This window comes from Actinosynnema sp. NPDC037264 (assembly GCF_055603705.1).
In genome coordinates, this window is the sequence record NZ_JBVJVK010000051.1 from 1 (window position 1) to 11,266 (window position 11,266).

Annotated in this window: 11 protein-coding genes and 1 rRNA gene; 11 read left to right on the forward strand and 1 reads right to left on the reverse strand. The window is 74.2% G+C overall.

Annotated elements, in window-relative coordinates; translation table 11 throughout:
• Nucleotides 1-107: ribosomal RNA gene (rrf, locus tag ACZ7GX_RS35425) — 5S ribosomal RNA — on the forward strand; the annotation flags it as partial.
• A gap of 88 nt (nt 108-195) precedes the next feature.
• Here rrf and ACZ7GX_RS35430 read toward each other — a convergent pair.
• On the reverse strand, nt 196-1,497 hold the full coding sequence (locus ACZ7GX_RS35430; protein WP_498783343.1) for a hypothetical protein: 1,302 nt from the start codon (nt 1,495-1,497) through the stop codon (nt 196-198).
• A 186-nt stretch (nt 1,498-1,683) separates the two neighbouring features.
• On the opposite strand from ACZ7GX_RS35430, the gene ACZ7GX_RS35435 reads away from it, so the two are divergent.
• From ACZ7GX_RS35435 to ACZ7GX_RS35480, 10 genes are all read left to right on the forward strand, one after another.
• Complete coding sequence (locus tag ACZ7GX_RS35435) at nt 1,684-2,637, forward strand: hypothetical protein (protein ID WP_498783345.1); 954 nt, start codon at nt 1,684-1,686, stop codon at nt 2,635-2,637.
• Between the two features lie 121 nt (nt 2,638-2,758).
• Nucleotides 2,759-3,547 carry an HAD-IIA family hydrolase gene (locus tag ACZ7GX_RS35440; protein WP_498783347.1) on the forward strand — a complete coding sequence of 263 codons (789 nt, stop codon included), beginning with the start codon at nt 2,759-2,761 and terminating at the stop codon, nt 3,545-3,547.
• A 5-nt stretch (nt 3,548-3,552) separates the two neighbouring features.
• Entirely contained in the window at nt 3,553-3,726 is a 174-nt protein-coding gene (locus tag ACZ7GX_RS35445; RefSeq protein ID WP_197289787.1) for a hypothetical protein, read from the forward strand.
• A 3-nt stretch (nt 3,727-3,729) separates the two neighbouring features.
• Nucleotides 3,730-4,536 carry a TlyA family RNA methyltransferase gene (locus tag ACZ7GX_RS35450; RefSeq protein WP_498783349.1) on the forward strand — a complete coding sequence of 269 codons (807 nt, stop codon included), beginning with the start codon at nt 3,730-3,732 and terminating at the stop codon, nt 4,534-4,536.
• 11 nt (nt 4,537-4,547) lie between these two features.
• Nucleotides 4,548-5,441 carry an NAD kinase gene (locus ACZ7GX_RS35455; protein WP_498783351.1) on the forward strand — a complete coding sequence of 298 codons (894 nt, stop codon included), beginning with the start codon at nt 4,548-4,550 and terminating at the stop codon, nt 5,439-5,441.
• A gap of 75 nt (nt 5,442-5,516) precedes the next feature.
• Entirely contained in the window at nt 5,517-7,298 is a 1,782-nt protein-coding gene (gene recN / locus ACZ7GX_RS35460; protein WP_498783353.1) for a DNA repair protein RecN, read from the forward strand.
• A complete protein-coding gene (locus tag ACZ7GX_RS35465; RefSeq protein ID WP_498783355.1) occupies nt 7,295-7,945 on the forward strand; it encodes a hypothetical protein in 651 nt (216 codons plus the stop codon). Before recN ends, ACZ7GX_RS35465 begins: the two co-directional genes overlap by 4 nt.
• Nucleotides 7,946-8,081: 136 nt before the next feature.
• The gene (locus ACZ7GX_RS35470; protein ID WP_498783357.1) at nt 8,082-8,846 is read left to right on the forward strand and encodes a hypothetical protein; all 765 of its coding nucleotides are present in this window, start codon (nt 8,082-8,084) and stop codon (nt 8,844-8,846) included.
• Between the two features lie 75 nt (nt 8,847-8,921).
• On the forward strand, nt 8,922-10,106 hold the full coding sequence (gene steA, locus ACZ7GX_RS35475; RefSeq protein WP_498783359.1) for a putative cytokinetic ring protein SteA: 1,185 nt from the start codon (nt 8,922-8,924) through the stop codon (nt 10,104-10,106).
• Nucleotides 10,103-11,041: a copper transporter gene (locus tag ACZ7GX_RS35480; RefSeq protein ID WP_498783360.1), complete on the forward strand. Its 939-nt coding sequence runs from the start codon at nt 10,103-10,105 to the stop codon at nt 11,039-11,041. Before steA ends, ACZ7GX_RS35480 begins: the two co-directional genes overlap by 4 nt.
• Nucleotides 11,042-11,266 lie beyond the last annotated feature (225 nt).

An 11,266-nucleotide genomic window follows, 5' to 3' on the forward strand; every position in this document is an offset into this window, starting at 1 on the left:
ATAGCGGTTGGGGAACACCCGGTCCCATTCCGAACCCGGTAGTTAAGCCTTCCAGCGCCGATGGTACTGCACTCGTGAGGGTGTGGGAGAGTAGGACGCCGCCGAACATTCTTCCCTGAAAGGGCTTGTGGTTGGGGGCACATTGATTTGTGCTCCAAACCACAAGCCCTTTCGGCGTGTCCACAGTAGGAGGAGCTAGTGCCCAGGTTCGGGGATCGACCCGGCGACCGTCAGCGTGGCCAGGGAGACCGACCGCGCCGATCCGATGACGGTGGCCGTGCCCAGGGAACTCGTAAGCCGACCACCGGTGGTGGCCGTGACGCCCGTGGATCGGGCGAGCGGTCGTCCGGTGGTTACCCGCGTCGGGACGACCGGCCGGGCAACGACCGGTACACCAGTGGCGACAAGCCGCGCGGTGGCGACCGGCGGGATGACAACCGGGGCGAGCGGCCTCGTTATGACAAGCCGCGTGACGACCGCGGCGCAGCTCCGCGACGCGATGACAACCGGAGCGGCGGCTTCCGCCGGGATTCCGGTGACCGACCCGGCTACCCGCGCCGCGATGACCGCGGTGGCGCACCACGTCGCGACGACCGCACCGGTGACCGGGGCGGGTTCCGGCGCGATGACAGCCGTGGTGAGCGTCCCCGCTACGACCGGCGCGACGATCGCGGTTCCGACCGCGGGGGCGACCGGGGCGACCGCCCGAGCTACCCGCGTCGGGATGACCGGCCCAGTGGCGACCGTGGTGGCTACCAGCGGCGCGACGACCGCTCCTCCGGCGGTGACCGTGGTGGCGATCGCGGTGGGTACCAGCGCCGCGACGACCGGCCTGGTGGCGACCGCCCGAGCTACCCGCGCCGGGACGACCGTTACGGCAGCGACCGCCCGAACCGCTCCGGCGGTGACCGGACCGGTGGTGACCGCGGCGGTTACCAGCGCCGGGACGACCGGGGTGGCAGTGACCGCGGCGGGTACCAGCGCAGGGATGACCGCCCCGGTGGCGACCGTGGTGGTTACCAGCGGCGCGACGACAAGCCCGGCGGTGCTCGGGGTGGGGAGCGTTCCGGCTACCCGCGTCGGGATGACCGGGCCGGTGGCGACCGGCCGAGCTACCCGCGTCGGGACGACCGGCCGAGCGGTGACCGTGGTGGGTACCAGCGCCGGGACGACCGCGGCGGGGAGCGTCCCAGCTACCCGCGTCGGGACGACCGGCCCAGTGGCGATCGTGGTGGGTACCAGCGCCGGGACGACCGTCCTGGCGGCGACCGCCCCAGCTACCCCCGGCGTGATGACCGTGGTGGCGAGCGTGGTGGCGAGCGTCGTGAGTACCGGCCCCGTGACGACCGTTCCGGTGGCGACCGCCCCAGCTACCCGCGTCGCGACGACCGGGGTGGCGAGCGCGGCGGCTACCAGCGTCGGGACGACCGGCCCAGTGGTGACCGCGGCGGGTACCAGCGTCGGGACGACCGGCCTCGTTACGACAAGCCGGGTCACGACAAGCCCCGCTACGAGAAGCCTCGCCAGGACCGGGCCGAGCAGGGCAAGACCGGGTACGACCGGCCCGCCGGCAGCGACAAGCGGGACTCGCGCAGCCGTGATCGGGCCGCGCGGTTCCAGGAGCGCGTCGCGCAGGCCGACGAGCAGCAGGTCACCGAGGACACCTCGGTCGAGGTCGACGCGGTGGCGGTCGAGGCAGTCGCGGACGACGCGGTTGAGGTCCGGGAGTCTGTGACGGCGCAGGCCGTGGTCGAGTCCGAGGTCGAGGCGGCGGGCGAGAAGTCCGAGGCCGTCGACGAGAGCGACGACGACCAGGGCGATGACGAGGCGGCTGTCGTGGCTGCGGAGGCGCCCGAGTCGGCGGCTGCGCGGTCCGAGGCGCCGGAGTCGGATGCGTCTGAGGCGGTGGCGGCCGGTGAGGCGGTGGCCGGTGAGGGCGACTCCGGGGAGCGCGTGTTCACCCGGGCCCGGACGCCGGAGCTCCCCGAGGACGCCGACATCTCCATCCTCGACCCCGAGGTGAAGCAGGAGCTGCGCGGGTTGCCCAAGGGCTTGGCCGAGATCGTGGGCCGGCACCTGGCGGCGGCGGGCATGCTGATCGACAGCGAGCCGGAGTTGGCGCTGGAGCACGCGCGGTACGCGCGGACGAAGGCGGCGCGGGTCGCGGTGGTCCGGGAGGCCGCCGGGCTGGCCGCCTACCACGCCGGCGAGTGGGCCGAGGCGTTGTCCGAGCTGCGGACCGCGCGGCGCATGTCGCACGGCACCGGGCACGTCGCGGTGATGGCCGACTGCGAGCGGGCGCTGGGTCGTCCCGAGCGGGCCATCGAGCTGGCACGCGAGGCGCAGGTGTCGCAGCTGTCCCCGGACGAGGCGGTGGAGCTGCGGATCGTCGCGGCCGGCGCCCGCCGGGACATGGGTCAGCTGGACGCGGCCGTGGTGGCGTTGCAGGGCGACGACCTGGACGAGAAGCGGCGCGACCCGTGGAGCGCGCGCCTGTTCTACGCCTACGCCGACAACCTGGAGGCCGCAGGCCGCACCGAGGAAGCCGTGAAGTGGTTCCTCAACGCCGCCCAGGCCGACGACGACAACGAGACCGACGCCGCCGAGCGCGCGTTCGACCTCAGCCCGCAGGACTGACGCACCGCGAGACCGGCAAGACCGCTGTCACATGACGGAGAGCACAGCTGAAGGCTCGGCCCCACCCGGGGTCGAGCCTTCAGACTGTTGCCGACCGGACAACTCCTGAACGGAGACGCCTGTGCTGCTGGACCGCTACGACGCCCTGCTGCTCGACCTCGACGGCACGGTCTACCGGGGGCAGGAGGCCGTGCCCGGCGCGGTCGAGGCCGTGGCCGCCGCCCGCGAGCACGGCACCGGCATCAGGTTCGTCACCAACAACGCCTCCCGGTCGCCGGAGACGGTCGCCGAGCACCTGACCGAGCTCGGCTTCCACGCCGCGCTGGACGAGGTCAGCACGAGCGCCCAGGCGGGCGCGGCGATGCTGCTCGACCTGGTGCCGCAGGGCGAGCACGTTCTCGTCCTCGGCACGGACGCGCTGGCCGAGCAGGTGCGGCTGCGCGGGTACCGGCCCACCCGCACCGCCGAGCACGCCCGAGCCGTCGTCCAGGGCCTGTCGCAGGACCTGGGCTGGCGCGAGCTGGCCGAGGCGTGCGTCGCGATCCGCCAGGGCGGCGCGCACTGGATCGCCTGCAACGTGGACGCCACCCTGCCCACCGAACGCGGCCTGCTGCCCGGCAACGGGTCGCTGGTCGCCGCGTTGCGGACGGCGACCGGCGCGGAACCGCTGGTGGCGGGCAAGCCGGCCACGCCCCTGCTGGAGCAGGCGGCGAAGTCGGCGGGCGCGCAACGGCCGCTGGTCGTCGGCGACCGGCTGGACACCGACATCGCGGGCGCGGTCAACGCGGGCATGGACTCGCTGCTGGTGCTCACCGGCGTGTCCACCGAGGCCGAGGCGGACGCGCTGCCGGCGGACCGCCGGCCGACCTACGTGGCTGCCGACTTGTCCGTGCTCCATCGGCTACCTTGAATCCTGTGAGCTTCGAGGTTCCCCTCCCCGGCCCGCCGCGTGATCCCGTGGCCGGGATCGACGACGCCCTGGCCGGTCTCGACGGGCTGGACGCGCTGGACGTGGTCGAGCACGTGGCCCGGTTCGACGACGCGCACACGGCGTTGACGGCCGCGTTGTCCACCATCGACAAGGTCTGACCGGTGCCGCGCAGGGCTCGGCTGGACGCCGAACTGGTCCGCCGCGGGCTGGCCAGGTCACGGGAGCACGCGAGCCAACTCGTCGCCGAGGGCCGGGTGACCGTGCGCGGCACCGTGGCCACGAAACCCGCCACCGCCGTCGAGTTGGACACCGCGCTGGTGGTCCGCGAGACCGACGACCCGAACTACGCCTCGCGGGGCGCGCACAAGCTCGTCGGCGCGCTGGAGGCGTTCGACGGGGTCGACGTGAAGGGCAGGCGGTGCCTGGACGCGGGCGCGTCCACCGGCGGGTTCACCGACGTGCTGCTGCGCGCGGGCGCCCGCCAGGTCGTCGCGGGCGACGTCGGCCGGGGCCTGCTGGACTGGCGGTTGCGCACCGACGACCGGGTCGTGGTCAAGGACAAGACGAACGTGCGTTCGTTGACGCCCGAGGACATCGGCGGTCCCGTTGAACTGGTGGTGGCCGATCTGTCGTTCATCTCGTTGAGGCTGGTGCTGCCGGCGCTGGCCGCGTGCCTCGACGAGGAGGGCGACTTGCTGCCGATGGTGAAACCCCAGTTCGAGGTCGGGAAGGAACGCCTCGGGTCGGGCGGTGTGGTGCGCGACCCGGAGCTGCGGGCCGAGGCGGTGCTGGACGTGGTCGCGTCCGCCGCCGGGCTCGGCCTGCGCCTGCGCGGCGTCACCGCGAGCCCGCTGCCCGGTCCGTCGGGCAACGTCGAGTTCTTCGTCTGGCTGCGCCGGGGCGAGCCCCTCGACGCGGCGGACGCCACCGCGCTCGTGCGCGCCGCCGTAGCGGAAGGTCCCCAGTGAGGACGGATCCAGTGACGAGGGAGATCCTGCTCGTCGTCCACACCGGACGGCGCAGCAACGTGCTGGTGGCGCAGGAGGTCGCGGCCCGGTTCGCGGCGGGCGGGGTGAAGCTGCGGGTGCTGGAGGACGAGGCGCCGGAGCTGGACCCGTCGTGCTTCACGCAGGTCGTGCTCGCCGACGAGAAGGCCGCCGAGGGCACGGAGCTGGTGTTCGTGCTCGGCGGCGACGGCACCCTGCTGCGCGCCGCCGAGCTGGCGCGGGCGGCGGGCGTGCCGGTGCTGGGGGTGAACCTGGGCCGGGTCGGGTTCCTGGCCGAGGCCGACTCCGACGCGCTGTACGAGGCGATCAAGCACGTCGTCGACCGGGACTACGAGGTCGAGGAGCGGATGACGCTCGACATCACGGCGTCGGTCGACGGCGAGGTGCTGGAGGGCACGTGGGCGCTCAACGAGGCCAGCGTGGAGAAGAGCACCCGGGAGCGGATCCTGGACGTCGTGGTGGAGGTGGACGGGCGGCCGGTGTCGGCGTTCGGCTGCGACGGCGTGCTGGTGGCGACCCCGACCGGGTCGACGGCGTACGCGTTCTCCGCGGGCGGCCCGGTGGTGTGGCCGGACGTGCAGGCGCTGCTGGTGGTGCCGAGCAACGCGCACGCCCTGTTCGCCCGGCCCCTGGTGGTGTCGCCGGCGTCCGTGGTGGCGCTGGAGGTCGACCCGGAGGGCCATCCGGCGGTGCTGTGCGCGGACGGTCGCCGCACGGTGAACCTGCCGCCGGGGGCGCGGGTCGAGGTGGTCGGCGGCCGCACGCCGTTGCGGCTGGTCCGGTTGCGGCCGGGTCCGTTCACCGACCGGCTGGTGGAGAAGTTCGAGCTGCCGGTGCAGGGGTGGCGGGGTCCGTCGGCCAAGTGAGGCCGGCTTGATCGACACGGGGACACCCGCCCCCGAGCACACGCTTTGTCTGTGTCGCCCAGTAGTGTTCCGTGCGTGCTGGCCGAGATGCGCATCCAGGGCCTCGGTGTGATCGACGAGGCCACCCTTGAGCTCGATGCCGGTTTCACCGTGGTGACGGGCGAGACCGGCGCGGGCAAGACGATGGTCGTGACCGGGCTCCACCTGCTGAGCGGTGGTCGGGCCGAGGCGTCCCGCGTGCGCAACGGCGCGGACAAGGCGGTGGTCGAGGGGCGGTTCCAGGCGCCCGCGGGCAGTCCGGCGGCGAAGGTCGCCGAGGAGGTCGGCGGCGAGCCCGACGACGACGGCAGCGTGATCGCGATCCGCACCGTCGGCGCGGACGGGCGTTCCCGGGCCCACCTCGGCGGCCGCTCCGTGCCGGTCGGCGTGCTGTCCGAGCTGGCCGAGCAGCTGATCGCGGTGCACGGGCAGAACGACCAGCTGCGGCTGCTGCGGCCCGCCGAGCAGCGCTCCGTGCTGGACCGGTTCGCCGGTGACGAGGTCGCCGAGCCGCTGCGGTCCTACCGCAAGGTCCGCGACGAGTGGCTGCGGGTGGCGACCGAGCTGACCGAGCGCACCGCGCGGTCGCACGAGCTGGCGCGCGAGGCCGAGATGCTGCGGCACGGCCTGACCGAGATCGGCTCGATCGACCCCAAGCCCGGCGAGGACGAGGAGCTGGTCGCCGAGGCGCGCCGGCTCGCCGACGCCGACCAGTTGCGCGAGGCCGCCTCGGGCGCGCAGTACGCGGTGGCGGGCTCGCCCGACGGCGACCCGGACGTGCCCGGCGCGCTCGGCCTGATCGGCGAGGCGCGGCGGCGGCTGACGGCGTCGGACGACCCGAAGCTGCGCGACCTGGAGCCGCGGCTGGTGGAGGCGGAGACGCTGCTCGCCGACGTCGGCGCGGAGATCGCCTCGTACCTGGAGCACCTGGACGCGGACCCGGCGCGGTTGGAGCAGGTGCTCGCCCGCCAGTCCGAGCTGAAGTCGTTGACCCGCAAGTACGCCGCGGACGTGGACGGCGTGATCGCGTGGGCTCGGGACGCCTCGTCGCGGTTGGCCGGGCTCGACACGTCGGACGAGGCGTTGGCGGCGTTGGCCGCGCGGCGCGACGAGCTGGCCGTGGAGCTGGCCACCTACGCGGGGCAAGTGACCGCCGAACGGGTCGCCGCGGCCGAGGAGCTGGGCAAGGCGGTGTCGGACGAGCTGACCGGCCTGGCCATGCCGCACGCCACGGTCGAGGTCGCGGTGCGGCCCAGGGTGGCGGAGCAGGGCGACCCGCAGGCGTTGAAGGTGGGCGCGCAGCTGCTGCACGCCGGCGCCAGCGGTGTCGACGACGTGGAGCTGCGGCTGATCGCGCACCCCGGCGCGCCCGCGCTGCCGGTGCACAAGGGCGCGTCCGGCGGTGAGCTGTCGCGGGTGATGCTGGCGCTGGAGGTCGTGCTGTCGCACTCCGACCCGGTGCCCACGCTGGTGTTCGACGAGGTCGACGCCGGTGTCGGCGGCCGGGCGGCGGTCGAGGTGGGCCGCAGGCTCGCCCGGTTGGCGCGCAGCCACCAGGTCATCGTGGTCACGCACCTGCCGCAGGTCGCCGCGTTCGCCGACCGGCACCTGGTGGTGGACAAGACCGCGGACGGCGTGCTGACCCGCAGCGGCGTGCGCAGGCTGGACGAGTCGCAGCGCGTGGTCGAGCTGGCCCGGATGCTCGCCGGCATGGACTCCACCGACACCGGCCGCGCGCACGCCGAGGAGCTGCTGGCGGCGGCGAAGGCCGACAAGGACACCGTGCCCGTGGTGCGGCGCAAGGCGAAGAAGAAGTGAGCAGCCGGCTGCTCGGCGCGGTCCTGCTGGTGGTGGCCGGTGTCGGGGCCGTGATCGGCACGTTCCTGCCGTTGTTCACGCAGGGCGGCGAGTCGGTGGGCGCGCCGCCGATGGTCATCGTGACCTCGTGGCAGCACGTCTTCGCCAACGTGCCGGAAGGTCTGGACTTCGGCACCGTGCAGAGCACCCAGTACGGGGTGCCGATCGTCGTGGCGGCCGTGCTGCTGGGCATCGCGGTGGCGCTGGTGTTCCTGCCGGAGTCGCAGCGCCTGGCCTCCCGCTACCTGGCGATCGGCGGCACCGGCGTGCTCGTGGGGGCGGTGTCGAGTGCGGTCGCGTACGTCGTGGCCGTCGTCGGCAACGCGTCGCGGCAGCCCGAGGGGCAACCCTTCGCGGTGACGGTCGGCGAGGGCGTCGTGGTGCTCGGCGCGTCGGTGGTGGTCGCCGTGGTCGGCGTCGTGCTGCTGCACGCCCGGCGGCCCGAGCCGCGCCCTGAGGGGCCCGTGGTCTACCGGGTCGACGGCGTCGAGGACGACACCGACACCCCGCCGTTCGGCATCCCCGTGGCCGAGGTCGAGGTCGCGCGGCTCCCGGACTCCCGGCCCGACGACTCCCGGCACGACGACCGCCGCGTCGAAGGACCGTGACGGCGAGGCCGGGCCGGGGGCGAAACCGCACCCGGTCGGCCGTTGGCGACGGCGCCCGTCCCGGCTTTGCTGGTAGGTGTGGAGTGGTCGGTCCGCCGGGCCGCGGCACGCCACCGAGCACGGAGGAGAAGGCCACATGACCCGGCGCGCGTTCGTCGTCCTGACCATCGGCGCGGGCGCGCTCATGGTGGTGTTGGGCTCGTTGTTCCCGCTGTACGGGGTGGAGACCTCCGTGCGGCCGGGGATGGACGTCTCGGTGCCCAACGGGATCCGCCGGCTCATGGCGCTCTCCGGCTGGGAGTACGTGGAGGAACCGCCGTCGGGCAACGCGGGCGGCGTCCAGTTCGACTTCCCCGTCTACGGCTACGGCCTGGTCTTCGCCGCCGTCCTCGCCGCGGTGGGCGCGTTGCTGCAACTGCGCTCGCCGCTGCTCGCGGCGGTGGGCCGGTTCGGCGTGCTCGCGGCGGTCGGGGTGGTCGTCGGCACGCTGTGGACCGCGCTGGAGACGTTGCGGACGCTGTTCAGCGTCGACATGTCGTCGCCCATGGTCACCCACGAGGAGTTCGTCGGCACGGGCACGTGGCTGATCGGCGCGTCGGCGCTGGCGATGCTCGTCGGCGCGGTGGTGGCGCAGGACTGGCCGGCCCGCGTGCCGCGGCCCACCGGGGTGTCGGTGTACCAGGTGGCGGACGACGACGACACGCCGCCGTTCGGCATCGCCATCCCCGTGTCCGAGCTCGACGTCCCACCGGGTGACCCCGCCCCGCCGGCCGGTCCCGTGGCGCCACCGGTGGCCGAGCTGCCGCCCCTCGCCGACCTGCCACGACCGCACGGCGCGCCGGATCCGGCGACCGACCCACGACGTCACCCTACCGGGGGTAATCCGTCCACTGTGGATTAGTGGTGTCACTGACCAGCCCGGATCGGCTCGGCGTGTTGGCCGCCGACCGCGCGCGACGTGAGTCACCATCGGTTCATGAAGCTCTCCGGGTTGCTCGGCCGCGCGCACCACGAACTGCCAGGCGTCACCGGTGTGGCGCGCGTCGACCGCCGCTCGGGCGACCTGCTGCGCCGGCTGAGTCCCGGTGACGTCGCGGTCCTCGACCACGTCGACATCGACCGCCGTACCGCCGAGGCCCTCGTGCACGCGGGGGTGGTGGGCGTGGTCAACGCGTCGACGTCCATCTCCGGCCGGTTCCCTAACCTCGGCCCGGAGCTCCTGGTCGAGGCGGGCGTCCCGCTGATCGACGGCGTCGGCACGGCGGTGCTGCGCGAGATCAAGGACGGCACCAAGCTGCGGCTGCACGACGGCGCGGTGTTCGTCGGCGACAAGGAGGTCGCGCGCGGCGTCGCGCAGGACGCCGAGTCGATCGCCGACGCGATGATCGAGGCCAAGGCGGGCATGGCCGCCCAGCTGGAGGCGTTCTCGGCGAACACGATCGAGTTCCTGCGCCGGGAACGGGCGCTGCTGCTGGACGGCATCGGCGTGCCCGAGCTGCTCGTGCCGATCCGCGACCGGCAGGTGCTGGTCGTCGCGGGCGGTCCCCGGCACGCCGAGGAGCTGCGCAAGCTGCGCCGCTACATCCGCGAGCACCGGCCGGTGCTGATCGGGGTGGACGCGGGCGCGGACACCCTGCACGAGGCGGGCTTCGACCCGGACGTCATCGTCGGCGACCCGGACGCCATCGCCACCGCGACGTTGCGGTCCGGCTCGGAGGTCGTGGTGCCGGCGCAGGTCGACGGCCACGCGCCCGGCCTGGAGCGCATCCAGGACCTGGGCATCGGCGCGGTGACGTTCCCCGCGAGCGGCAACTCCGAGGACCTGGCCCTGCTGCTGGCCGAGGCGCACGGCGCGTCCCTGGTGGTGACCGTGGGCCTGCAGGCCGGCCTGCGGGAGTTCCTGGACCGGGGCAACGCCGGGTCCACGCCCTCGACGTTCCTCACCCGGCTCAAGCTCGGCAACAAGCTGGTCGACGGGCACGCCGTCGCGACCCTGCACCGCGGCCGGGTGTCGTCGGGGCTGATCGTCCTGCTGGTGCTGGCCGCGGTGGCGGCGATGGTGGCCGCGCTGGCGGTGTCCGGGGTCGGCCAGGTCTACGTGGACCTCGCGGCCGACGCGTTCCGCTCCGTCGTCGACTGGTTCAGGGGGTTGTTCGGGTGATCTCGCTGCGCTACCACATCGTCTCCATCACCGCGGTGTTCCTGGCGCTGGCCGTGGGGGTGGTGCTCGGCTCGACCGCGATCAGCGGCAGGCTGCTGTCCGGGCTCAATGAGGACAACGGCGAGCTGGGCCGGGAGGTCGCCGCGTTGCAGTCCGAGCGCAACGGCCTGGACGCCCGGCTCGCCGACGCGGACCGGTTCGCGAGCACCGTCGGACCGCTGGCCGTGAAGGGGCAGCTGGCGGACCGGACCGTGCTGCTGGTCACCACCGCCGGCGCCGAGCCGCAGGACCGGGACGCGGTGACCGACCTGCTGCGCGCGGCGGGCGCCACCGTCACCGGCGAGCTCCAGCTCACCGAGTCGTTCACCGACCCGGACAAGGCCGACCAGCTGCTCGACCTGGTCGCCCGGCTCCAGCCGGCGGGCACCGTGCTGCCGACCGGCGGCGACCCCGGCACCAGGGCGGGCGGGCTGCTCGGCGCCGTGCTGCTGCTCGACAAGGACGGCAGCCGGCCGCAGGCCACGCCCGACGAGGTGGCGGCGGCGCTGGGCGGGCTGTCCAGCGCGGGTTTCGTCAAGGCGGGGCCGGGGTTGCAGGCGGCGCAGCTGGCCGTGGTGCTGACCGGCGGGGCGGCCACGGGCGACTCGGCGGCCGACCGGGCCTCGGTGGTGGCGCGGTTCGCCACCCAGCTCGACCGGTCCGGCGCGGGCGCCGTGCTGGCGGGCGGTGACGGGTCGGCCGACGGCACGGGCGCGGTCGGCGTGGTGCGGGCGGACACGGCGGCGACGTCCGTGCTGTCGACCGTGGACCACGCGGGCACGGCGGCCGGGCGGGTGGTCGTGGTGCTCGCGCTGCGTGAGCAGTTGGACGGCAAGGCGGGCCGCTACGGGGTGGCCGGCAACGCCGAAGCCCCCGCACCGGGCGCGTCCGGCTGAGCCGTCGGGCGGGTTGAGGGCTTCCGGCGCGCCCGAGGTGTCGGGTGCTCGCGCCATCGGTTCGGGCTTTCGGGTGTGCTCGGGCGGTCGGGAGCGCCTGGGCTGTCGGGCACGCGAAGGCCCTCGGGTGTGCTCGGCGGGACACCGGGTCCCCCGGGCGGTCCCGGCCCGGCAACGGGGCGTTCCCGCGCTGTTCCCGCCCGGTTTTCGCCTGGTTCTCGCCCG

Excerpts from the sequence above, each read along its gene's own strand:
- ACZ7GX_RS35470 (WP_498783357.1), top strand. The coding sequence starts at position 8,082 with ATGACCCGGCGCGCGTTCGTCGTCCTGACCATCGGCGCGGGCGCGCTC.
- steA (WP_498783359.1), top strand. The coding sequence starts at position 8,922 with ATGAAGCTCTCCGGGTTGCTCGGCCGCGCGCACCACGAACTGCCAGGC.